The 22,479-nt window shown below is 71.9% G+C and carries 20 protein-coding genes; 12 read left to right on the forward strand and 8 right to left on the reverse strand.

Annotated features, from left to right (window positions below):
- The first annotated feature begins 4 nt into the window (after positions 1-4).
- Both EWH70_RS25595 and EWH70_RS25600 read left to right on the forward strand, forming a co-directional pair.
- Positions 5-1,366 carry an amino acid permease gene (locus EWH70_RS25595; RefSeq protein ID WP_130478057.1) on the forward strand — a complete coding sequence of 454 codons (1,362 nt, stop codon included), beginning with the start codon at positions 5-7 and terminating at the stop codon, positions 1,364-1,366.
- Between the two features lie 4 nt (positions 1,367-1,370).
- On the forward strand, positions 1,371-3,002 hold the full coding sequence (locus EWH70_RS25600; protein WP_130478058.1) for a hypothetical protein: 1,632 nt from the start codon (positions 1,371-1,373) through the stop codon (positions 3,000-3,002).
- On the opposite strand, the gene EWH70_RS25605 is transcribed toward EWH70_RS25600, so the two are convergent.
- The 4 genes from EWH70_RS25605 to EWH70_RS25620 form a co-directional block, all read right to left on the reverse strand.
- Positions 2,989-4,941 carry an NB-ARC domain-containing protein gene (locus EWH70_RS25605; RefSeq protein ID WP_130478059.1) on the reverse strand — a complete coding sequence of 651 codons (1,953 nt, stop codon included), beginning with the start codon at positions 4,939-4,941 and terminating at the stop codon, positions 2,989-2,991. The genes EWH70_RS25600 and EWH70_RS25605 overlap by 14 nt on opposite strands.
- An 83-nt stretch (positions 4,942-5,024) precedes the next feature.
- On the reverse strand, positions 5,025-6,521 hold the full coding sequence (locus EWH70_RS25610; protein WP_130478060.1) for a CoA-acylating methylmalonate-semialdehyde dehydrogenase: 1,497 nt from the start codon (positions 6,519-6,521) through the stop codon (positions 5,025-5,027).
- Entirely contained in the window at positions 6,518-7,357 is an 840-nt protein-coding gene (gene iolB, locus EWH70_RS25615) for a 5-deoxy-glucuronate isomerase (RefSeq protein WP_130478061.1), read from the reverse strand. Before iolB ends, EWH70_RS25610 begins: the two co-directional genes overlap by 4 nt.
- The gene (locus tag EWH70_RS25620) at positions 7,354-8,223 is read right to left on the reverse strand and encodes a Cgl0159 family (beta/alpha)8-fold protein (protein ID WP_130478062.1); all 870 of its coding nucleotides are present in this window, start codon (positions 8,221-8,223) and stop codon (positions 7,354-7,356) included. Before EWH70_RS25620 ends, iolB begins: the two co-directional genes overlap by 4 nt.
- 108 nt (positions 8,224-8,331) lie before the next feature.
- On the opposite strand from EWH70_RS25620, the gene EWH70_RS25625 reads away from it, so the two are divergent.
- The gene (locus EWH70_RS25625; protein WP_130478063.1) at positions 8,332-9,114 is read left to right on the forward strand and encodes a GntR family transcriptional regulator; all 783 of its coding nucleotides are present in this window, start codon (positions 8,332-8,334) and stop codon (positions 9,112-9,114) included.
- Between the two features lie 1,008 nt (positions 9,115-10,122).
- On the opposite strand, the gene EWH70_RS25630 is transcribed toward EWH70_RS25625, so the two are convergent.
- Positions 10,123-10,608 carry a carboxymuconolactone decarboxylase family protein gene (locus tag EWH70_RS25630; RefSeq protein WP_130478064.1) on the reverse strand — a complete coding sequence of 162 codons (486 nt, stop codon included), beginning with the start codon at positions 10,606-10,608 and terminating at the stop codon, positions 10,123-10,125.
- A gap of 120 nt (positions 10,609-10,728) precedes the next feature.
- Here EWH70_RS25630 and EWH70_RS25635 point away from each other — a divergent pair, with 120 nt between their 5' ends.
- Positions 10,729-11,622 carry an RNA polymerase sigma-70 factor gene (locus EWH70_RS25635; protein WP_420809091.1) on the forward strand — a complete coding sequence of 298 codons (894 nt, stop codon included), beginning with the start codon at positions 10,729-10,731 and terminating at the stop codon, positions 11,620-11,622.
- Between the two features lie 3 nt (positions 11,623-11,625).
- Here the strand turns inward: EWH70_RS25635 and EWH70_RS25640 are convergent, their stop codons facing one another.
- Positions 11,626-12,546, reverse strand: a complete 921-nt coding sequence (locus tag EWH70_RS25640) for a threonine ammonia-lyase (protein WP_130478066.1) — start codon at positions 12,544-12,546, stop codon at positions 11,626-11,628.
- A gap of 73 nt (positions 12,547-12,619) precedes the next feature.
- Between EWH70_RS25640 and EWH70_RS25645 the strand changes: the two genes are divergently transcribed.
- The 4 genes from EWH70_RS25645 (at position 12,620) to EWH70_RS25660 (ending at position 17,704) form a co-directional block, all read left to right on the forward strand.
- The gene (locus EWH70_RS25645; protein WP_130478067.1) at positions 12,620-13,492 is read left to right on the forward strand and encodes a LysR family transcriptional regulator; all 873 of its coding nucleotides are present in this window, start codon (positions 12,620-12,622) and stop codon (positions 13,490-13,492) included.
- A gap of 22 nt (positions 13,493-13,514) precedes the next feature.
- Positions 13,515-14,381, forward strand: coding sequence for a LysR family transcriptional regulator (locus EWH70_RS25650; protein ID WP_130478068.1), 867 nt, complete (start codon positions 13,515-13,517; stop codon positions 14,379-14,381).
- Positions 14,382-14,471: 90 nt separating this feature from the next.
- On the forward strand, positions 14,472-16,826 hold the full coding sequence (locus EWH70_RS25655; protein ID WP_130478069.1) for an arylsulfatase: 2,355 nt from the start codon (positions 14,472-14,474) through the stop codon (positions 16,824-16,826).
- A complete protein-coding gene (locus EWH70_RS25660) occupies positions 16,823-17,704 on the forward strand; it encodes an SUMF1/EgtB/PvdO family nonheme iron enzyme (RefSeq protein ID WP_338078613.1) in 882 nt (293 codons plus the stop codon). The genes EWH70_RS25655 and EWH70_RS25660 overlap by 4 nt, the downstream gene beginning before the upstream one ends.
- Here the strand turns inward: EWH70_RS25660 and EWH70_RS25665 are convergent.
- On the reverse strand, positions 17,701-18,045 hold the full coding sequence (locus tag EWH70_RS25665) for an ArsR/SmtB family transcription factor (RefSeq protein WP_420809092.1): 345 nt from the start codon (positions 18,043-18,045) through the stop codon (positions 17,701-17,703). The two genes, EWH70_RS25660 and EWH70_RS25665, sit on opposite strands and share 4 nt — an antisense overlap.
- A 71-nt stretch (positions 18,046-18,116) precedes the next feature.
- Here EWH70_RS25665 and arsM point away from each other — a divergent pair, with 71 nt between their 5' ends.
- Both arsM and EWH70_RS25675 read left to right on the forward strand, forming a co-directional pair.
- Positions 18,117-18,860 carry an arsenite methyltransferase gene (gene arsM, locus EWH70_RS25670; protein WP_130478071.1) on the forward strand — a complete coding sequence of 248 codons (744 nt, stop codon included), beginning with the start codon at positions 18,117-18,119 and terminating at the stop codon, positions 18,858-18,860.
- A complete protein-coding gene (locus tag EWH70_RS25675; protein WP_130478072.1) occupies positions 18,857-19,927 on the forward strand; it encodes a flavin-containing monooxygenase in 1,071 nt (356 codons plus the stop codon). Before arsM ends, EWH70_RS25675 begins: the two co-directional genes overlap by 4 nt.
- Here EWH70_RS25675 and map read toward each other — a convergent pair.
- A complete protein-coding gene (gene map / locus EWH70_RS25680) occupies positions 19,924-20,691 on the reverse strand; it encodes a type I methionyl aminopeptidase (protein ID WP_130478073.1) in 768 nt (255 codons plus the stop codon). The genes EWH70_RS25675 and map overlap by 4 nt on opposite strands.
- A 159-nt stretch (positions 20,692-20,850) precedes the next feature.
- Between map and EWH70_RS25685 the strand changes: the two genes are divergently transcribed.
- Both EWH70_RS25685 and EWH70_RS25690 read left to right on the forward strand, forming a co-directional pair.
- The gene (locus EWH70_RS25685) at positions 20,851-21,174 is read left to right on the forward strand and encodes a YciI family protein (RefSeq protein ID WP_130478074.1); all 324 of its coding nucleotides are present in this window, start codon (positions 20,851-20,853) and stop codon (positions 21,172-21,174) included.
- Positions 21,171-22,406 carry an RNA polymerase sigma factor gene (locus tag EWH70_RS25690; protein ID WP_130478075.1) on the forward strand — a complete coding sequence of 412 codons (1,236 nt, stop codon included), beginning with the start codon at positions 21,171-21,173 and terminating at the stop codon, positions 22,404-22,406. Before EWH70_RS25685 ends, EWH70_RS25690 begins: the two co-directional genes overlap by 4 nt.
- The last annotated feature ends 73 nt before the right edge of the window (positions 22,407-22,479 follow it).

The following is a 22,479-nucleotide window of genomic DNA, read 5'->3' on the forward strand; positions in this document are numbered from 1 at the left end:
CACCATGGCGGACGCACCCGAGGGGCTGCGGCCCACACTGCACCAGCGGCACGTCCGGATGATCGCGCTCGGCGGGATCATCGGCGCGAGCCTGTTCATCGGCAGCGGGGCGGTGATCCACACCGTCGGCCCGGCCGCGGTGCTGTCCTACGCCATCGGCGGGCTGCTCGTCGTGCTGGTCATGCGGATGCTCGGCGAGATGGCGACCGCGGCGCCGGCACTCGGCTCCTTCATGGAGTACGCGCGGGACGCGCTCGGCGGCTGGGCAGGCTTCACCATCGGCTGGCTGTACTGGTACTTCTGGGTCGGCGTGGTGGCGTTCGAGGCCGTCGCCGGGGCGAAGATCCTGCAGGGCTGGTTCCCCGGCGTGCCACAGTGGGTGTTCTCCCTGGCACTGATGCTGCTGCTCACCGGCACCAACCTGGCCTCGGCCCGCTCGTTCGGGGAAACCGAGTTCTGGCTGGCGTCGGTCAAGGTCGCCACCATCGTCGTGTTCCTGGTCCTGGGTGCGTTGTTCGTGCTGGGACTGTGGCCCGGCGCGCGGTTCTCGGTCGGCAACATCGGGCTCGACGGGTTCGTCGCCAACGGCGGGTTCTCCGTGGTACACGGTGTGGTCATCGTGATCTTCTCCTACTTCGGCGCGGAGATCGTCACCATCGCCGCCGCGGAGTCACGTGAGCCGGAGACCGCCGTCCGCAAGGCGACCTCGACGATCGTGTGGCGGGTGATCGTCTTCTACGTCGGCTCGGTCGCGCTGCTGGTGATGATCACGCCGTGGCGGGAGATACCGAGCGAGACCAGCCCGTTCGCCGCGGCCTTCGGCCGGTTCGGCATCCCGGCCGCCGAGACCATCGTGTCGGTGGTGGTGCTCACCGCGGCACTGTCGGTGCTGAACTCCGGGCTCTACACGGCATCCCGCATGCTGTTCGCGTTGCGCAGGCACGGCTGGGCACCGCGCTGGATCTCCGACACCAGCAAGCGCGGCGTGCCGTGGAAGGCGATCCTGGTGTCCACGTCGGTCGGCTACGTCGCCGTGGTGATGAGCTACGTCTCCCCCGACCGGATCTTCTACTTCATCATCAACTCCGCTGGCGCGGTCGCGTTGTTCGTCTACGCCATCATCGCCGGCTCCCAGCTGCGCAGCCGCCGGAGACTGGAAGCCGAGCAGCCCGGGCAGCTGAAACTACGCATGTGGGGCTACCCCTGGCTGAGCTGGCTCACGCTGGCGCTCATCCTCGCCGTGCTCGCCTCCATGCTGTTCGTCGACGCGACCGCCCGCGCGCAGCTCTACCTCAGCGTGATCAGCCTCGCGGTGATCCTCGGCGTGTACACGCTGTTCGTGCGCCGCCGGGCCCCGGTACCGTGACCGGGTGTCGACCGCTCGCTGGCTCACCGCTCCACTGGGGCCCCGAGGTTCACGGTGGCGAACGATCGCTCCACAACGGACGGTGCTGGTCGTCGTCCACACGGTGACGGCGATGAACCGGTTCGCCGACATCCTGCCGGTGTTCGACTCCGACCGCAGGATCCAGCTGGTGTTCACGTTTCCCGCCGCGTCGGCGGTGTCCGCGGACGTCGAGCGGTTCCTCGCCGACGCGGGAGCCGTTGTGCTGCCGTGGGAACAGGCACTGCACACCCGGTTCGACCTGGCACTGTCGGCACACCACAGTGGGAACCTGCACGAGATCAGCGCGTCGCTCGTGTTGCTGTCACACGGAATTGGCTACACTAAGTATTCTGCGGGAACCGGGAACCGGGAACCGGAAACCGGAAACCGGGTCGGGTCGGTGTACGGCCTTTCCGCCCAGTGGCTGGAACGCGACGGCGCGCTGGTGCCCGCCTCGATCGTTCTGTCCCACCCGGAGCAGCTGGACCGGCTGGCCACGGCCGTTCCCGGTGCCGTGGACGCCGCGGTACTGGCCGGGGATCCCTGCCACGACCGGATCGCGGCCAGCCTCGCCGAGCGCGACCGGTACCGGGCCCGTCTCGGCGCGGACGACGACACCACCGTCGTGGCGGTCACCTCGACGTGGGGTGAGCGTTCGCTGTTCGGCAGCAGGCCGGGCCTCATCGCGGACCTGCTGGCCGAACTCGGCGAGGGCCACGTCGTCGCGGCGATCCTGCACCCGAACACCTGGTACGCCCACGGGCCCGCGCAGATCCGGCTCTGGCTGGCCGACTGCCTGCGGGCGGGGCTGCGGCTGATCCCGCCGCTGGCCGGCTGGCAGCAGACGATCATCGCGGCCGACGTGGTGATCGGCGACAACGGCGCCGTGACCGGCTACGCCGCGGCCGCCGGGCGTCCGGTGCTGCTCGCGGCGTTCCCGGAGGACGCCGTGGTACCGGGAACGGCGATCGACGCCCTCGGCGCACACGCGCCCCGGCTCGATCCGGGCAGCCGGTTCGCCGCCCAGCTCGACGCGGCACGCCGGGCGCCGCTGGGGGCGGTGCGGGAGCTGGCGACCTCGACGCCAGGGCAAAGCGCCGGCCTGCTGCGCCGGGAGTTCTACCGGCTGCTCGGCCTGTCCGAACCGGACACCGGCCCCGTGCTCACCCGCTACCGCGCCGGCGACCTCGTGCCCGAGCGAGCGGCTGCCCGCGCCTGGTGGGTCGCGGTCGAGGCCGCGGACGACGGTGTCACCGTGCGCCGGTGGCCTGCCGACGTGGTCGCCCGCCCCGGTCACGGTCCGCGGGCCGCCGCGTGTCATCTGGTGGTGGCCGCGGATCACCCGCGCCGCGACCTGCTCAGCAACGCGACCGTGGTCCTGCTGGAACGGGGCAGCGACGCGGCGGAGGTGTTCCGTGACGTCCCGGCCGCCGCCGTCGCCGTGTCGCCCACGGCCGGCGGCTGCCTGGTACAGCACCGGGACGGCGCCGTCAGCGCCTGGCACGCGAGCGGGCCCGCGGCCGAGGTGGCCGGATCGGTGGTCCACGTGCTGGGCGAGTCCGAGGTGTTCGAGGTGACGCTCGGCCGACGCGGCCTGGTGCTCACTCGCCGGTAGGCGGGTCACCGAGTTCCCGGCGCAGGTCCCGTGCCTGCCCGCGCCGCTGTGCTGCCTCCTCGGCCCTGCCGAGGGCGTCGAGCGCGTCGGCCAGCCGCTCCAGCGTCCGAGCCTGCGGGCGGCGCAGCCCGTCCTCGCCGAACAGGGCCGCCGCGGCCGTGAACGGCTCGATCGCGTCGGCGGCGCGTCCCGCACCGGCGATCGCGCGGCCGAACTCGTACCGGGCCTTGGCGTGGTTCTCCCGCTCGTCCTGTGCGGCGAAATACTCCACCGCCGCTGCGGCGTGCCGCTCGGCGTCGGCCCACCGCCGTGCCCGCAGCAGGGCACGAGCGCGGTGCAGCGCCAGCAGGGCCCGCATCCGGTCCCGCTGCCCCGGCGCGATCCGCTCCCCCGCGTCGTCGATCACCCGCTCCGACTCGTCGTACAGCGCCAGCGCCCCGGCGACGTCGTCCCGCTCGGCGCGGATCTTGCCCTGCCATTCGAGCGCGCTCTGCACACCGTTCGGCTTGTCCGCGGTCGTCGCGGCCTCCAGCGACCGGGCGAACGCCTCCTCGGCCTCGTCCAGCCTGCCCGCCGCCAGACAGCCCGAGCCCAGTTGCGAACTCACCTGCATGATCAGGCCGTGGTCACCGAGCTGGCGAGCGGCCCGCAGGCCGTACCGGTGGCTGTCCAGCCAGGCGTCGATGTGCCGGTGCATGTGCAGGTACTTGAAGACCGCGACACACAACTGGGCGGCGACCTCGTACTCCCCGGCCTGGTGCGCGAGCCGCACGGACTCGGCCACGGCCCGCCACTCGGCCTCGAACCACGCCAGCGCCGCCGCCCGGGACACGGGCCGGCCGGTCTCGTCGAACTTCCGGAACACCGGGCCTTCCCGCCAGCGCCCGCTCAGCCCGGCGTCCATCGGCACGGCCTGGTCCAGGTACCACCGGACGAACCGGCGGGTTGCCGCCCGCCCCGCCTCCAGTCCGATCCGGCGGCGGGCGTCGGCCCGGACGAACGGATGAAAGGAGTACCGCTCGCCGTCACGGACCAGCAGGTTACGGGCCACCAGCCCGCCGAGTAGGGCGCGAACGTCTGGGGAGTCCACAGTGGACGCCGCTGCGCGTTCGCAGAAGTCCGGCCCCGGCAGCAGTGCCAGCGCACCGTAGGCCTCGGTCAGCTCCGGTGACAGCCCCTCGACCAGCACACCGATGGCCCTGGTCAGCCGCTCGGCTTCCTCCTCCTGGCCGAGTTCCCCGACCGACGACCGCAGCCGGGCCAGCGTGTCCGCGACCGGGTACTCCTCGGTGGCGAGTCGGGCGGCGAGGATTTTCAGCGTCAGCGGGTGACCGCCGCACAGTGCCGCGAGTTCGTCCAGGACACCGGCGGGAAGCTCGTCCGCCGCCGGCCCGAGGGTGTCGGCGAGCAGTTCCCGTGCCTCCCGCGGGGGAAGCGGGGCCACCGCGAACACGGTGTAGCCGTCGGCGACCATGCTCAGCCGGTTCGGCGAGGTCACCACGACAGTCGTCTCGGCGCCCACGTCCCGCAGCATCCGCCGCAGCACCGCGGCGTCGGTGGCGTCCCGGACGACCACCAGCAACCGGAGCCCCGCGGCCTTGCGGCGGAACATGTCGAGACGTTCCTGGTCGGCGTCGGGAAGCTCGCGGGGATCGACCTGCAGCCAGCCCAGTGCCTGGCCCAGCATGTCGCCCAGCGACGCCGGCTGCCCGTCCGGCTTCTCGGCGTCGATCTCGACGTAGCGGTCGAACAGCTCCCGGTGCTCGTGGCCGAACTCCGCCGCGAGGCTGAAGCAGCCGGACCCGGTGAGTCCATGCAGGACGATCCCGCAGAACCGGCCCTCCGACCGCCGCCTGCGGACGAGCGCCGCCAGGTCGCGCCGCAGCTTCGTCCGGTTGAGAAACGGCACGGTCCTGCGTGGCAGATGTACCAGGCTCATGGCGTCCCCCTACCAGCCCGCGGTCGGCACAGCACCCTCAGTGACCCGATCCTAGGGCACCGTGCCGTCGCCGCCGGACGGGATCAGCCGGAGCTGGTGGGGAAGCTGAACGCCGCCGTGTGCCCGCCGGTGTCCGGCCAGCGGGTGGTGACGACCTTGGCCCGCGTGTAGAACCGGACGCCCTCGGGCCCGTGGATCGGGCTGTCGCCGATGAGGGAGTCCTTCCAGCCACCGAAGGAGTAGTACGACATCGGGACGGGGATCGGCACGTTGACGCCGATCATGCCGACCTTGACCTCACGCTGGAACCTGCGGGCGGCCTCACCGCTGCCGGTGAAGATCGCGGTGCCGTTGCCGTAGGGGTTGGCGTTGATGATGCCGATCGCCTCGTCCACGGTGTCGGCTCGCAGGATCACCAGCACCGGGCCGAAGATCTCCTCGCGGTAGGCACGCATGTCCGTGGTGACCCGGTCCAGCAGCGACGGCCCGACGAAGAAGCCGTCCTCGTGGCCCGCCACGGTCAGCTCCCGGCCGTCGACGACCACCGTGGCGCCCTGCCCAGCCGCGTCGGTGACGGTGTCGACGACCCGGTCGCGGGCGGCCGCGGTGACCACCGGCCCCATGTCGCTGGCCGGGTCGGACCCCGGCCCGACCGTGACCTCGCGGGCCTTGCGCTCCAGGATCTCGACCAGCCGGTCGCCCGCCGAGCCGACGGCGACGCCGACCGAGATCGCCATGCACCGCTGCCCGGCCGAGCCGAAGGCGGCCGCGGTGAGGTGGTTCGCGGCGTACTCCAGGTCGGCGTCGGGCAGGACCACGGCGTGGTTCTTCGCGCCGCCGAGGGCCTGCACCCGCTTGCCGGCCGCGGTGCCGCGCTCGTGCACGTACCTGGCGATGGGGGTCGAGCCGACGAACGAGACCGCCGCGATGTCCGGGTGGTCGAGAATGGCGTCGACCGCGGTCTTGTCGCCGTTGACGACGTTGAACACGCCGTCGGGCAGGCCTGCCTCGGCGTACAGCTTGGCGACCAGTGCGGAGGCCGACGGGTCACGCTCGCTCGGCTTGAGCACGAAGGTGTTGCCGGTGGCGATCGCGATCGGGTGCATCCACAACGGCACCATGATCGGGAAGTTGAACGGGGTGATGCCGGCGACGACCCCCAGCGGCGTGCGGAAGTTGTGGACGTCGACGTCGCGGGAGACCTGGTCGGAGAAGCTTCCCTTGAGCGCGTCGGCGATGCCGCAGGCGTACTCGACGACCTCGCGGCCACGCACGATCTCGCCACGGGCGTCGTCGACCACCTTGCCGTGCTCGGCGGAGATGACGCGGGCCAGCTCGTCCTCGTGCTTCACCAGCAGCTCGCGGAACGCGAACATGACCTTGACGCGCTGGGACAGCGACGAGTCGCCCCACGACGCGAACGCCTTGCTCGCGGCCGCGACGGCGCTGTCGACGTCGGCGGGCCCGGCGAGCAGGACCTGCGCCCGCTGCTGCCCGGTGGCCGGGTCGTGGACCGCCGCCGTGCGGGTCGAGCCCGCTGCCGTGGCGGTGCCGCCGATCCAGTGCTGGATGGTCTTCATGCTGATCCTCCGAAGGGCAGGCGGGGGTCGACGTCCTGCGACTCCCAGGTCTGGCGCACCCAGCCGTGGGCCGGGTCGTCGCAGATCAGCCACGCCCGTTCCTGGCCAGGCCCGGCCATCACGTTGAGGTAGTAGAGGTCGTAGCCGGGGGTGGCCATCGACGGGCCGTGCCAGCCGTGCGGGATCAGCACGACGTCGCCCGAGCGGACCTCGGCCAGCACGTCGATCGGGCGCTCGTCGGTGCCGTAGACGCGCTGGTAGCCCATGCCGCCGCCGGAGACCTCGAAGTAGTAGATCTCCTCCAGCTCGCTCTCGCCCTCGCGGGCCTCGTCGTGCTTGTGCGGCGGGTAGGACGACCAGTTCCCTCCCGGTGTCAGCACCTCGCACACCAGCAGCTGGTCGGCGTCGAAGGTGTGCGGCAGGCAGTAGTTGTTGACCTGACGGCTGCAGTTTCCCGCGCCGCGCAGCTCGACCGGGACGCCCTCGGCGGGGCCGTAGCGTGCCGGCAGGCGGCGGGAGGTCTTCGCCGACGGCAGGGCGAACCGCCCGCTGCCGGTGATCGTCGCCTCCGCATCGCATGGCAGGTAGGCGAAGTCGGTGACCGAGTCGAACACGCCGGTGCGGCCGGTGAGTTCGAAGGTCTCGCCGTCGACCTGCACCCGGCAATCACCCGAGAGCGGCAGTACGAGTGCCTCGGCGTCGCCGGTCGTGACGGTGCGCGTCCCGTCGAGTTCGAGGACCCGCAGGCCGGAGTAGCCCCAGCCGGCGGACTCGGGGGTGACGACGAGACTGAACGGTCCTTCGGCGGTGCTGCCCGCCGGGCGGTAGAGGTTCACAGCAGCCCCACAGCGGTGTCGACGGCTTTCGTTACGTCCCCGTCCCGGGGATAGAGCAGCGAACGCCCGACCAGCAGGCCCTGGACGGTGGGCTGGCTGAGCGCGTGCTGCCAGGAGGCGAACGCGGCGTCGGGGTCGGTGACCTCGCCGCCGAGCAGCACGGCAGGCAACGTCGAGGACGCGAGCACGCGTTCCATGTCGTCGACCACCGGCAGTTTGAGCCAGGTGTAGGCGGAGGTGCTGCCCAGGCCGGACGCGATCGTGATCGAGCGGATCACGGCGTCGGGCGAGAGATCGTTGCGCAGCCTGCCGTCGGTCCAGGTGGACAGGAACGGCTCGACCATGGCGATGAGCCTGCGCGCGGCCAGCTCGTCGATCGCCCTCGCCGTGTTCTCCAGCACGCCGGGCGTGGCCGGGTCGGTGAGGCAGATCCGGGTGAGCGTCTTGCCACCGTCGAAACGCATCCGGTCGATCGTCTCGGCGTCGTAGCTGGCGAACCGGTCGTCGACCTCGAAGCTCGACCCGGCCAGGCCGGTCCGGTTCATCGACCCGATCACCGTCTTGCCGTCGAGCACCCCGAGCAGCAGCAGATCGTCGAGGACGTCCGGGGTCGCCATCACGCCGGTGACCCCGGGGCGCTCCAGTGCCAGGCACAGCCGTTCCAGCAGCTCGCCCCGGTTCGCCATGGCCGCCGGGTCGGCACCCACCGCGTTGGCCCCGCGTGCCGGATGGTCCGCGGCGATGATCATCACGCGGCCCTTGTCGTTGAACGGCGACGTGGCACGCACCCGGCTCGCCGCCGCCTCGGCGATCGCCCCCGGATCGTGCACCCGTTTGGCGACGATGCGCCGCACGATGTCGGTCACTGTTCCCCTCCCAGCTCGGTACCGGTCCACGATGGCATCGTGCCGAATACTTTGTCAAGACATATGGACATCAGGTCATCTCGACGCGAGGATGGTAGGCTTCCGGCGATGAGCGCACGTCGTCCGGACATCGTGTTCCCGTCCTGGGACCCGGCCCGGGAGATCGAGATCGACCCGGGCAGCCCCGAGCCGCTGTACTTCCAGGTCTCGCGGCAGCTGCACGCGGCGATCGAGGACGGGCGGCTGCCCGCCGGTGCCCGCCTGGGCAACGAGGTCGACCTCGCGGCGAGCCTGCGCCTGTCGCGGCCGACCGTCCGCCAGGCGATCCAGTCGCTGGTCAACCAGGGGCTGCTGGTGCGCAGGCGGGGCGTGGGGACCCAGGTCGTGCGTACCCGGGTGGCGCGGCCGCTGCGGCTGAGCAGCCTGTTCGACGACCTCGCCGGGCTCGGCGGCACGCCCGGCTCGGTCGTCCTGATCAACCGCCTGGAGCCGGCCGGCGCGGACACGGCCGAGCTGCTCGAGGCACCCGGCCTCGGTCATGTCCGGCGGCTGAAGCGGATCCGCTCGGTCGACGGCGAGCCACTCGCGGTGATGAACAACTACCTGCCCGACGGGATCATCGACCCGGACGACGACGAGCTGCGGGACAAGGGCCTCTACCAGCTCCTGCGCTCGGCCGGGGTGCGCCTGCACGCGGCCGAGCAGAACATCGGCGCGCGGCAGGCGACCGAGGAGGACGCGGAACTGCTGGACGAGCAGCCGGGAGCGGCCCTGCTCACGATGCGGCGCACCACCTACGACGACACCGGCCGCGTGGTCGAACACGGCTGGCACGTCTACCGCGCGTCCCGCTACACGTTCAACCTCTCCCTGACCAACGGCCCCCAGTAGGCAGCCCGCGGTGGATGGGCCTCACGCCGTCTCATGCCGGGGCCCGGCAGGTCCGCGCGGTCGGGCGTCCGGCGGTGCCACCAAGGGCACTGTGGTTGCGTGTTGCGCTACCAAGGTGCCGTTCGTAGCGGTGACGTTGACCCGGTGTGGTCTCGTTCGGCGTGGCCGGTGGGGCTCCGGGATGGATCCTGACGTGATCAGCCGGGCCGTAACCGCCAGGTCCTGCTGGCACTGGACCGAGCCCGGCTCCGGCTGGACGGCGCCGGGGTCGCACGGGTGGTCAACGCGAACAATCTGGCCGACGCCCGTCGGTAGTCACGCAGGCTCACCAGTGTTCATCGAGAGCGGCGAGGCGCCTGCGGAGGCACCGTGCGTCCTGCTGTGGCAGGGCGTTGGCGACCACGAGCAGGACCCATCGCACCTCTGTGTAGTCCGTGCAGCAGCCCCAGAATCCGCAACCGCTGCAGGGATCCCAGAGGCGATGGCCCGGATCATGAACGAAGCCCTCCCAGATACGGAGCGCTTCGACGGCCGCTCCCGGCCACAGGCGGGTGTGTTCGAGGCGAGCGAGGGCGGCCTGGCCACGTGGGGACAGTCCCGGAAGAGCCGGGACGCGTTGAGGCGGCTTACGACGGAGTAGGTCCGCTCGGACACGAGCTGGCGGTCTACGCGCCATGGCTCCTTCGAGTCGTCGACATGGATCGATGATCCCACACCGCGGGCCCCTTGTCGGCGTGGATTCGGTTGGGCTTGGGGCGGCGAATCTTCCGCGTCCTTCTCCGAGTCCACGGCGTCCCTACCCGACATCCCACCGGGCTGAACCCACGAAACCGCAGGTCTGGCACCCAAACTCAGCACCATGACTGTGAACCTAAGTGGCAAGGGAGCTTTACTACCCTTCTTCGCCAGTAAAGCTCCCTTGCTCTCACGCCGACGTCCGACTTCGCGGCGGCCCTGGCGTCTGATGCCGTGAGGGCCCCCTTCACGAGCCGCCGGGGCGCCGGAGCGTCAGCCGACGGCCGCGGCGAACATGCCCGCCTCGTAGGAACCGCCCTTCTGGTGCACGATGACGGCCATCCGGTTGGCCGCGTTGATCAACGCGACGAGCGCCACCAGCGCGGCGACCTGGTCGTCGTCGTAGTGCTCGCGCACCAGTGCCCAGGTCTCGTCCGAGACGCCCTGGTGGGCGTCGGCGAGCCGGGTGCCCTCCTCGGCCAGCGCCAGCGCGGCCCGCTCGGCCTCGGTGAACACCGTCGACTCCCGCCAGGCCGCGACCAGGTTGAGCCGCACCGCCGACTCCCCCGCCGCGGCCGCCTCCTTGGTGTGCATGTCGATGCACCAGCCGCAGCCGTTGATCTGGCTGGCACGCAACGAGACCAGTTCCTGGGTGGACGCGGGCAGCGGCGACTGGTGGATCACCAGCCCGGCATTGGCGAAGCGCTTGGCGAACTTGGCGGCGATCTCGTTGTCGAACATGTTGAACCGGGTGTCCATGACCTCGTCCTCACTCGTGGAGTTACGTGAACGAACACCAGATGCCGGCGAACGCCTCCCCGTGACACCCCGGCGCTGTGGGGCAGGCCACTGTCACGAACCGGCGGCGTCCGGAGTCTGGTGGGTGTGACGACACCGGATCCCGCCACCGAAGCGTTCCTGACCCACCGCAACCTGCTGTTCACCGTCGCCTACGAGATGCTCGGCTCGGCCGCCGACGCGGAGGACGTGCTGCAGGAGACCTGGCTGCGCTGGGCTGGCGTCGACCTCGGCACGGTCCGCGACCAGCGTGCCTACCTGGTCCGGATCACCACGCGGCAGGCGCTCACCCGGCTGCGCACGCTCGGCAGGCGCAAGGAGTCCTATGTCGGGTCGTGGCTGCCCGAACCGCTGCTGACCGCGCCAGACGTGGCCGAGGACGTCGAACTGGCCGAGAACGTCTCGATGGCGATGCTGCTGGTGCTGGAGACGCTCGCGCCGACCGAACGGGCGGTGTTCGTGCTGCGGGAGGTGTTCGACCTCGGCTACGACGAGATCGCCGATGCCGTCGGCAAGAGCCCGGCCGCGGTCCGGCAGATCGCGCACCGCGCGCGGAACCACGTCGCGGCGCGGCGGCCGCGCGGCACGGTGTCCGCGGCACAGGCCCGGTCCGCGCTGGAGGCGTTCCGGCAGGTGATCGAAACCGGTGACCTGCAACGGTTGCTGGACATCCTCGCGCCCGACGTGGTCATGCTCGGCGACGGCGGCGGGATCAAGCAGGCCGTGCCACGGCCGATCGTGGGCGCCGACAAGGTGGCCCGCCTGCTGGCCGCCGGGATGGCCAGGGTCGCCGGCCGGATGACGGTGCGGTCGGCGCAGGTCAACGGCTACCCGGCGCTGATCCTCGCGCTGGACGGGGAACTCGACACCGTGGTGGCGGTGCGCATGGACGACGGCCTCGTCACCGGCCTGTACGCCGTGCGCAACCCGGAGAAGCTGTCGCACATGGAGCGGGAGACGGTCCTGAGCCGGTGAGTGTCAGACGTCGGCGTTGCCACCGGTGCAGACGACGGCGACCGTGCGGCCGGCGAAGCGGTCCCGGTGCGCCAGCACGGCCGCGAGCGCGGCGGCGCCGGCACCCTCGGCGAGGGTGTGCGCGTCCCGCATCAGCACCCGCTGCGCTTCGGCGATGGCGTCGTCGCCGACCAGCAGGAAGTCGGCCAGGTGCGCACGCATGAGCCGCTGGGTCAGCTCGAACCCGGACCCGGTGGCCAGTCCCCCGACCACCGTCCTGTTCGGACGTTCGACGACGCCGCCCGCACGCCACGAGTCGTGGGCGGCCGGTGACGCGGCCGACTGCACGCCGATCACCTCGCAGCCGGGTGCCAGCGCCGCCGCGACCACGCCGGCCGCGGCGGCACCGCTGCCGCCGCCGACCGGCACGACGATCACGTCGATGTCCGGCGAATGGGTGAACATCTCCACGTACAGCGTCCCCACCCCGGCCACCAGCTCCGGGTCGTCGGCGGCGGTCACCAGCCGCATTCCCCGCTCCCGCGCGAGGTTCACCGCGTACGGCCGGGCCTCGTCGAACGTCGCCCCGTACTCGACCAGCTCCGCCCCCAGCGCCCGCACCGCCCGCGCCTTGACCGGGCTGGGATCGCGGGGCATGACGATCGTGCACGGCGCGCCGAACCGGGCGGCCGCGTAGGCCAGGGACTGGGCGTGGTTGCCGGTGGAGTACCCGAGCACCCCGCGCGCCCGCTGCGCCGGCGACATCGCGGTCAGCAGCGTCAGCCCGCCACGCACCTTGAACGCGCCCGTCGGCTGCGTGTTCTCGTGCTTGACCAGCACGGTCGTGCCCGCCGCCCGGTCGATCAGCGGGTAGTTCCACATCGGGGTGGGCGGCAGGTGCCCGGCGACCACGCGGTGCGCTCGCAGCACGTCGGTGATGTCCATGCCCACACTGTCGCCCAGTTCGAGCCATAGCTCCAATGTCGGTTTTCTCGGCAAGCATCGATATGGTCTATCGATGGATCTCACCCGCCTGCGGGTCCTGGTGGCGGTCGCCAGGACCGGCTCGGTCACCGCCGCGGCAGAGGCACTGCACTACGCCCAGCCGTCGGTCAGCCACCATCTGGCCAGGCTGGAGGCCGAGGCCGGGGTACCGCTGGTGCAGCGCGCCGGCCGCGGCATCCGGCTCACCGACGCGGGCCGTCTCCTCGTGGAGCGGGCCGAGGAGATCCTCGGCCAGGTGGAGTCCGTCCGCACCGAACTGGCCGCGCACGCCGGTCTGCGGGTGGGCCGGGTCCGGCTCGCCGCCTTCCCGTCCGCGCTGGCCACGCTGGTGCCGGAGGCGGCGGCCCGGCTGGCGTCCGCCCACCCCGGCATCGAGCTGGCCCTGTCCGAGGCCGAACCGCCCGAGGCCCTGGCCGCGCTGCGGGGCGGGGAGGCCGACGCGGCGCTGGTCTTCGAGCACGACACCCCGGTGCGGGGCGACCACCGCAACACCACGCTCGTCCCGGTGCTGGAGGACCCGCTGTACGTGGTCACGCCTGCCGGCCGGGCGCCGGAGTCCACTCTGGACTCCTACCGCGCCGACCGGTGGATCGCCGGGTGCACACGCTGCCGCGCCCACCTGCTGTCGCTGTGCGACTTCACGCCGGACATCCGGTTCGAGACCGACGACTACGTCGCCGTCCAGGCGCTGGTCGCCGCCGGTCTCGGCGTCAGTGTCCTGCCCGGGCTGGCGCTGCGTGCCCACCGCCATCCCGGTGTCCGGACCGCCGAACTGCCCGGAACCCGGCGGCTGGTCTCGGTCGCGGTCTACGGCAGGCCGCCCGCGCCGCTGCCCGTGCAGGCGTTCCTGGAGGCGCTCGACGGTCGCCGGCCACGGCTACCATGACCGCTCCGGAACGGGAGACGCGGTGGAACGACGACAGCTGGAGTACTTCATCGCCGTGGTCGAGCACGGCGGGTTCACGCCGGCCGCGGCGGCGCTGCACGTGTCGCAACCCGCCCTGTCGCACTCGATCCGGGCCCTGGAACGGGAGCTGGGCGGCAGCCTGTTCCACCGGCTGCCCCACGGTGTCACCCTCACCGCCGCCGGTGAGGCACTGGTCCCGCCCGCGCAGCAGGTGCTGCGTGACCTGGTCACGGCGAGGTCGCTGGTCCGCGACGTCCTCGGGCTCGGCGGCGGCAGGCTCGACATCGTCTCGCAGACGACGCTGTCCGTCGATCCGCTGGCCGGGATGCTCGGCCGCTTCCGGCGGGTCCACCCCAGGGTCAGCGTGCGGGTGACCGACCCGGAACGCGGGTCCGCGGTGGTGCACATGGTCGGGGCCGGCGAGTGCGAGCTCGGCCTGGTGGACGCCTCGGTGCCCAGCGGTGACCTGTCCGGAATGGACCTGCCCGAACACGAGATGCACGTCGTGCTGCCCCCGGACCACCCGCATCCGGCCGGGGACACGATCACCGCGCGGGAGCTGTCCGGCCTGGACCTGATCGTCACCCCGCCGGGTACCGAGACCCGGGCGGCGGTGGACGAGGTCTGTGCCGCACTCGGCGTCGAACCCCGGATCGTCGTGGAGACCGCGCACCGGGCCATGATCCTGCCGCTGGTGCTGGCCGGGGTGGGGGCGTCGGTGCTGCCGACCGCCATGGCGTCGGGGGCGGTGCCGCACGGTGCCCGCATGGTGTCGGCCCGGCCGCGGCTGCTGCGCCGCGGCCGGCTGGTGTGGCGGCAGGGCCCGCTGTCCCCCGCCGCCAGGGCGTTCGTCGACATGGCGGTATAGGCACTCCTTATCGCCGTCATACAGAAGTCGTTCGGCCCACTTCCTGGACCCCTGTTGACCGGACGGGCATCCGCTGCCCAGGCTGCGCACATGGCTGACTTCGACGCCGGACGGCACATCCTCCCGCGCCCGGACCCCCGCGTGTCGGCGCCGGCCGCCATGGACGTCCACGACCAGGACACCGCGTTCACCCCGGTCAGGCCGGTCCCGCCGCCGGAGTCCGCGCCGAACGTGGTCATCGTGCTGGTCGACGATCTCGGGTACGGCACGTCCAGCGCGTTCGGCGGGCCGTGCGCGATGCCGACGGCGGACCGCCTGGCGGACAACGGATTGCGCTACACCCGTTTCCACGTGACGGCGTTGTGCTCGCCGACCCGGCAGGCCCTGCTGACCGGGCGCAACCACCACTCGGTCGGCATGGGCGGGACCACCGAGATGGCCACCGCCGCGCCGGGGTACAACGGGTTCCGGCCGCGCAGCGCGGCGACACTGGCCCAGATCCTGCAGGGAAACGGCTACAGCACGGCGGCGTTCGGGAAGTGGCACCAGACCCCGCCGCGGGAGATCAGCGCCGTCGGGCCGTTCGACCGGTGGCCCACCGGGGAGGGCTTCGACACCTTCTACGGGTTCATGGGCGCCGAGATGAACCACTGGTATCCGTTGCTGTATCAGGGAACCACGCCGGTCGAGCCGGACCGGGGCCCCGAGGACGGCTATCACCTCACCGAGGACCTCGTCGACCACGCCATCGACTGGGTCCGCACCCAGCGGACGCTGACGCCGGACCGGCCGTTCTTCACCTACCTCGCGCTCGGCGCCGCGCACGCGCCGCTGCACGTCGGCAGGCAATGGCGGGACCGCTACCGCGGGCGCTTCGACCACGGCTGGGACCGTCAGCGGGAGCTGACCCTGCGGCGGCAGAAGGAACTCGGCGTCGTGCCAGCCGATACCGAGCTGGCGCCGTGGGCCGAGGGCGTTCCGCACTGGGACGAGCTCACCGCCAACCAGCGCCGCCTGGCGGCGCGGTTCATGGAGACGTTCGCGGGGTTCACCGAGCACGCCGACGTCCAGGTGGGCAGGTTCACCGCCGCGCTGGAGGAACTCGGCGAGCTGGACAACACCCTGTTCCTCTACATCCTCGGCGACAACGGCGCGTCCGGCGAGGGCGGCGTCGAGGGCACGATCGTCGAGCACCGGCTCGGGCACGGCGTGGTGGACGACCCGGACGAGATGATCGCGCACATCGACGACATCGGCGGACCGGACAGCTACGCGATCGCCCCCGCCGGCTGGGCACTGGCGCTGAACACCCCGTTCCAGTGGACCAAGCAGGTGGCGTCCCACCTCGGCGGAACCCGGGACGGCATGATCCTGCACTGGCCGCGTGGCGTCGCCGACCGCGGCGGCCTGCGGCACCAGTTCACGCACGTGATCGACGTGCTGCCGACGATCCTGGACTGCGTGGGGGTTCCGGCGCCGTTCAGCGTCGACGGTGTGCCCCAGCAGCCGATCGAGGGCACGAGCATGTGGCCCACGCTCGCCGATCCGCAGGCACCGGAACGGCACCGCACGCAGTACTTCGAGATGTGCGGCAACCGCGGGATCTACCACGACGGCTGGATGGCGGTCACCCGGCACGGCGTGCCCTGGGAGATGGTGCCGACGGCGGACCGCCGGTTCGCCGACGACGTCTGGGAGCTCTACAACCTGCGCAGCGACTGGAGCCAGGCCCGCGACCTGGCCGCCGAGCACCCCGAGACGCTGCGCCGCCTGCGGGACCTGTTCCTGATCGAGGCCGCGAAGTACCAGGTCTTCCCGTTGGACGACCGGGTCACCGAACGCGAGAACCCCGCCCTGGCCGGGCGCGTCGACCTGCTCGGTGAGCGGACGTCGGTGACCTACCGCGGAGGGATGCGGCGATTCACCGAGGAGACCACGCTCAACGTCAAGAACCGCTCCCACAGCATCACCGCGGACATCGAGGTGCCGGAGACGGCCGAGGGCGTGCTGATCGCGCAGGGTGGCCGGTTCGGCGGCTGGTCGGTCTACTTCGCCGGCGGGCGGCCGTCCTACACCTACAACTACTTCGGCCTGGAGCTGTTCACCGTCCGAAGCGGACGGACGCTGGCGCCGGGGCGGCACGAGGTCCGGCTGGAGTTCGGTTACGACGGCGGGGGTTTCGGCAAGGGTGGCACCGCCACGCTCGTCGTCGACGGTGAGAAGCACGCCTCCGGGCGGGTCGAACGGACCATTCCCTACTACTTCTCCTTCGACGAGACCCTGGACGTCGGCGTCGACCTGGGCACCCCGGTGACCGACGACTACCCCGTCGGCGCCAACGAGTTCACCGGGACCGTGCACACGGTCCGCGTCGACGTGGATCCCGAGACCGCGCCGCCGGAGCCCGACGGCGGGCTGCACCGGCGGGTCATGGGAGCCCAGTGAGCTGCTGCGTACCGTCCGGCCCCGGCGACACCGCCCAGCGGCCGGCTCCGGCACCTGCCCGCCCGGCGGCGACCGAGGGCATGGTGCTCGTCCCGCCGGGCGAGTTCCGCATGGGCAGCGAGGACGCGTTCGCCTACCCGGCCGACGGTGAGGGGCCCGTTCGGACGGTGCGGCTCGAGGCGTTCCTGATCGACGCCCGCGCGGTGACCAACGCGGACTTCGCCCGCTTCACGGCCGAGACCGGTTACCGCACCACCGCGGAACGGGCGGGTTGGTCGTTCGTCTTCGCCGGCCTGCTCCCGGACGACTTCCCGCCCACCCGGGGCGTCGCGGCCGCGCCGTGGTGGCGCCAGGTCGAGGGTGCGGACTGGCGCAGGCCGGACGGCCCGCACTCCGGCTGGGAGGACCGGCCGGACCATCCGGTCGTGCACGTCGACTGGCACGACGCCCTGGCCTACCGCGCCTGGGCGGGCACCCGTCTGCCCACCGAGGCGCAGTGGGAACGGGCCGCGCGCGGCGGGCTGGAGTCGAAGGTGTTCCCGTGGGGCGACGAGCGGGAACCGGACGGGCACCATCGCATGAACGTGTGGCAGGGCAGCTTCCCGTCCCGCAACACCGTGGCCGACGGCTGGTACGGCACCTGCCCGGTGGACGCGTTCCAGCCCAACGGTTTCGGCCTGTACAACACCACCGGCAACGTGTGGGAGTGGTGCGCGGACCCGTTCCGTCCCGGTACCGGCGGACAGCGGGTCGCCAAGGGTGGTTCGTACCTGTGCCACGAGTCCTACTGCCGCCGCTACCGGGTGGCGGCACGGCAGGGCCTGGCCCCGGACTCGACGGCGGGCAACGTCGGGTTCCGCTGCGCCGCGATTCCCTAGAAGCTCAGGAATCCGGCCAGCCGGTCCAGCGCGCCGGGCACGACCCAGTAGTAGACCCAGGTTCCCCGGCGTTCGCAGTCGATGAGCCCGGCCTGCCGCAACAGCTTGAGGTGGTGGGAGATCGTCGGCTGGGACAGGTCGAACGCCGGGGTCAGCTCGCAGACGCAGATCTCGCCGTCGCGCTGCGAGGCGATCATCGACAGCAGCCGCAGCCGTACCGGGTCTCCCAGGGCCTTGAAGGCGACGGCCAGTTCGGCGGCCTGACCTGCCTCCAGCGAGGTGGTGGCCACGTTGTGGCAGCACTTCGTGTCCGGGCCGAGGACCTCCAGCTGTTTCGACACACTTCTATATTGACAGTCTTCAAACCAGCATGCAAGCCTTGTATCGACAACCATCGATACAAGGAGGCGTCATGGCCGACCTGCGAGAGACCGTCCGGGAGCGCTACGCCGCGGCCGCGCTGAAGGTCACCGGCGGCGAAACGGCTTGCTGCGGACCGACGGAGACCGACGAGAACTTCGGCTCCACCCTGTACGCCACCGACGAGCGGGACGCCCTGCCCGCCGACGCCGTCGCCGCCTCGCTGGGCTGCGGCAACCCGACCGCCGTCGCCGAACTCCGGGAGGGCGAGCGGGTGCTCGATCTCGGTTCCGGCGGCGGGATCGACGTGCTGCTGTCGGCGCGCCGGGTCGGCCCGTCGGGCAAGGCGTACGGGCTGGACATGACCGACGAGATGCTCGCGCTGGCCGTGGCCAACGCGGAGCAGGCGGGCGCCACCAACGTCGAGTTCCTCAAGGGCACCATCGAGGCCATCCCGCTGCCCGCGGGCACGATCGACGTGGTGATCTCCAACTGCGTGATCAACCTGTCGGTGGACAAGCCCGCGGTGTTCGCCGAGATGTTCCGCGTCCTCACCCCCGGCGGCCGGATCGGCGTCACCGACGTCGTCGCCGAGGACCACCTCAGCAGCGCGCAGCGGGCCGAGCGCGGTGACCACGTGGGCTGCATCGCCGGTGCCCTGTCCTTCGCCGAGTACCGCGCCGGCCTGCTGGCCGCCGGGTTCACCGGCGTCGAGATCACCGCGACTCACCCGGTCGCCGACGCCATGCACTCGGCGATCGTCCGCGCCGTCAAGCCTGCCGGGGACACGGCGTGACCGACGTGGTGATCATCGGCGGCGGGCAGTCCGGGCTGTCCGCCGCCCGTGCCCTCAACGGGCACGGTATCCGGCCCCTGCTGCTGGAGGCCGGGCCGGAACCGACCGGGTCGTGGGGCGACTACTACGACAGCCTCACCCTGTTCTCGCCCGCCCGCTACAGCGCCATGCCCGGCCAGCCCTTCCCCGGCGATCCGGACGGCTACCCGCGACGGGACGAGGTGGTTGCCTACCTGCGCCGCTACGCCGGCACGGTCGACGCCGACATCCGCACCGGCACCACCGTGACGGCGGTCGAGCCGGGCCCGCGTGGCGGTTTCACCGTCCGCACGGCGGCCGGCGAGCTGATTCCCGCGGCCGGGGTGGTGGCCGCGACCGGGTCGTTCGGCAACCCGCACCTGCCGGTCCTGCCCGGCCAGGCCGGGTTCCCCGGGCGGCTGCTGCACGTGGCGGGCTACCGCGATCCCAAGCCGCACCACGGCGAACGCGTCGTCGTGGTCGGCGGCGGCAACTCCGGCGTGCAGGTCGGCTACGAACTCGCCGAGGTCGCCGACGTCACGCTCGCCACCCGTGCGCCGGTCACCTTCGTCGCCCAGCGCCGGGACGGCAAGGACCTCCACCGGTGGGCGGACGAGAGCGGCTTCGACCACCTTCCGCCACAGTGGCTGATCCACTACCTCGGCGGGCCCGCGGTGCTGGACACCGGCGACTACCGCGCCGCCGTCGAGGACGGCAGGCTCCCCCGCCGCGAGATGTTCACCGCCTTCGACGGCGAGCACGTCGTCTGGCCCGGTGGGCGGCGTGAACCGGTCGACACCGTCCTGTTCGCCACCGGCTACCGGCCCGATCTGGCCTACCTCGAACCCCTCGGCGCGCTGGCCGACGGGCTGCCACTGCACAGCGGTGGGCTGTCCGCCACCCATCCCGGTCTGGCCTACGTAGGCCTGGAGTTCCAGCGTGCCTTCTCCTCCAACACCCTGCGCGGGGCACACCGCGACGCCGAGTTCGTCGCCGCCGCGCTCGCCGCACACGTCCGCGACGCGCCCGCGCTGGTCGGGGTTCGCTAGGCGGCGCGGGTGAGCACGAGCGGGCCGTCCTCGGTGACGGCGACGGTGTGCTCCGAGTGGGCAGTTCGTGAACCGTCGGCCGACCGGATGGTCCAGCCGTCCGGGTCGAAGACGATCCGGTCGGTCGTGCGGGCGAACCACGGTTCGAGCGCGAGGGTCAGCCCGGGCCGCAGCGTCAGGCCGCGGCCGGGGCGGCCCTTGTTGGGCACGTGCAGGTCCTCGTGCATGGTGCGGCCGATGCCGTGACCGCCGAACTCGGTGTTGACCGGGTAGCCGTAGTCGCGGGCCACCGCCCAGATCGCCGCCGAGATGTCGCCGAGGCGGTTGCCCGGGCGCGCCGCCTCGATCGCGGCCTCCAGTGCTTCCTCGGTGGCGCGGATGATCCGGAGATCCTCCTCGGCGGCGGTCCCGACGACGACCGTGCGTGCCGCGTCGGCCGACCAGCCGTCGATGCTGACCGCGAGGTCCGCGGTGAGCACGTCGCCGTCGCGCAGCGTGTAGTCGTGCGGCAGGCCGTGCAGGACGGCGTCGTTGACCGACAGGCAGATGACGTTGCGGAACGGGCCCTTGCCGAACGACGGCGCGTAGTCCCAGTAGCACGACTGCGCACCCCGTCGGTTGATCATGCCGCGCACGTGGTGTTCCAGGTCCAGCAGGTTGACGCCCACGTCGGCGAGCGCGCCTACCTCGGCGAGCACCTCGGCCACGAAGCGGCCGGCCACGTGCATGCGGTCGATTTCCGCGGGCGTCTTCAGTTCGATCACGAGTACCTCGCGTCCTCCGTACCGGTATAGTTATACCAGTACGGTAGCAGGCGCCGGTATATAAATACCACTCGGCTTTCCTGGGAGGATGTCGGATCGGGACGCGCCCGTTCGTAGTAGGGGTACGGACACCCGAACCGAGAACGTCAGGAGACGAGCATGCAGTACCTGGTTTCCGTGCTTCACGACCAGCCCACCACCGCCACCGCGGCGGAGATGGCCGCCATCGACGTGTTCAACGAGCGGCTCATCGCGGACGGCAACTGGGTCTTCGCCGGCGGTCTCGCCTCGCCCGACACGGCCACGGTCATCGACAACCGGGGTGACGAGGCGGTGTTCACCGACGGGCCGTTCATCGAGTCCAAGGAGTACCTCGCCGGCTTCTGGGTTCTCGAGGCCCCCGACCTCGACGTCGCACTGAAGCTGGCGGCCGAGGGGTCGAAGGCCTGCAACCGCAGGGTCGAGGTTCGGCCGTTCCGGTGAGCCCGGCCGACGTCCGCGAGGCGATCACCCGCGTTCACCACGAGGAGTGGGCGCGGGTGGTCGCCACGCTGACCAAGCGTTTCGGTGATCTCGACATCGCCGAGGAGGCGGCGGCCGAGGCCTTCGCCACCGCCGTCGAGCGGTGGCCGGCCGGCGGAGTCCCGCCCAACCCCGGTGCCTGGCTGACCACCACCGCCCACCGCAAGGCGATCGACCGGATCCGGCGGGAGAACAAGCGCGAGGACAAGCAGAAGGAGGCGCGGATGCTGCACGACGAGCGCGCGGAGCCGCCGGACCTCGGCGCCATCGACGACGCACGGCTGCGGCTGGTCTTCACCTGCTGTCATCCGGCGCTCGCGGCGCAGACCCGCGTGGCGCTGACGCTGCGCATGGTCGGCGGCCTGACCGTGCCCGAGATCGCCCGCGCCTTCCTGGTGCAGGAAACCGCCATGGCACAGCGGATCACCCGCGCCAAGGCCAAGATCAAGGCGGCGCGTATCCCCTACCGGGTGCCCTCGGCGGAGGACCTCCCGGCACGTGTCTCGGGTGTGCTCGCCGTCCTCTACCTCGTCTTCAACGAGGGCTACCTGGCGACCGGTCCCGGCACCGATCCGGTGCGGCACGACCTGACCGCCGAGGCGATCCGGCTCACCCGCCTGGTCCGGACCCTCCTGCCCGGCGACGGTGAGGTGGCCGGGCTGCTGGCGCTGATGCTGCTCAGCGAGGCCCGCCGCGCCGCGCGGGTCTCCGCGAGCGGCGAGCTGGTCCCGCTCGGCGAGCAGGACCGGGGAGCCTGGGACACGGCGCTGATCGCCGAGGGACATCAGCTGGTCCGCGAACGTCTCGCGGCCGGCGTGGCGCCCGGCCGGTACCAGATCCTCGCCGCGATCAACGCCGTGCACACCTCGGCCCGCGACGTGCGGGACACCGACTGGTCGCAGGTCCTCGCCCTCTACGACCAGCTCGTCCGGCTCGACCCGTCGCCGATCGTCGCCCTCAACCGGGCCATCGCGGTCGCCGAACTCGACGGCGCCGAGGTGGCGCTGGCGGCCGTCGACCGCCTCGACGGCACGCTGGCCGGCTACCACGCCTACCACGCGACCCGCGCCGACCTGCTGCGCAGGCTGGGCCGCAGCGAGCAGTCCCGGGCCGCCTACGACAGGGCGATCGAACTGGCAGGCAACACCGCCGAGACCGCGTACCTGGCCCGCCGCCGCGATCAGCTGCACTAGCCCGTGCCGGAAGCTGCCATCGGGCGTCCGGGCCTCGCGAACCCGCCTACGTTGGGGACAGGCCCCGTCCCGG

The sequence above is a fragment of the Amycolatopsis suaedae genome (assembly GCF_004214935.1).
GTDB classification, from domain to species: Bacteria; Actinomycetota; Actinomycetes; order Mycobacteriales; family Pseudonocardiaceae; genus Amycolatopsis; species Amycolatopsis suaedae.

Coding starts and splice junctions, on each gene's coding strand:
- EWH70_RS25595 (WP_130478057.1), top strand. CDS start 5: ATGGCGGACGCACCCGAGGGGCTGCGGCCCACACTGCACCAGCGGCAC.
- EWH70_RS25605 (WP_130478059.1), bottom strand. CDS start 4,941: ATGAGCCTGGTACATCTGCCACGCAGGACCGTGCCGTTTCTCAACCGG.
- EWH70_RS25610 (WP_130478060.1), bottom strand. CDS start 6,521: ATGAAGACCATCCAGCACTGGATCGGCGGCACCGCCACGGCAGCGGGC.
- EWH70_RS25625 (WP_130478063.1), top strand. CDS start 8,332: ATGAGCGCACGTCGTCCGGACATCGTGTTCCCGTCCTGGGACCCGGCC.
- EWH70_RS25630 (WP_130478064.1), bottom strand. CDS start 10,608: ATGGACACCCGGTTCAACATGTTCGACAACGAGATCGCCGCCAAGTTC.
- EWH70_RS25640 (WP_130478066.1), bottom strand. CDS start 12,546: ATGGACATCACCGACGTGCTGCGAGCGCACCGCGTGGTCGCCGGGCAC.
- EWH70_RS25645 (WP_130478067.1), top strand. CDS start 12,620: ATGGATCTCACCCGCCTGCGGGTCCTGGTGGCGGTCGCCAGGACCGGC.
- EWH70_RS25655 (WP_130478069.1), top strand. CDS start 14,472: ATGGCTGACTTCGACGCCGGACGGCACATCCTCCCGCGCCCGGACCCC.
- arsM (WP_130478071.1), top strand. CDS start 18,117: ATGGCCGACCTGCGAGAGACCGTCCGGGAGCGCTACGCCGCGGCCGCG.
- EWH70_RS25685 (WP_130478074.1), top strand. CDS start 20,851: ATGCAGTACCTGGTTTCCGTGCTTCACGACCAGCCCACCACCGCCACC.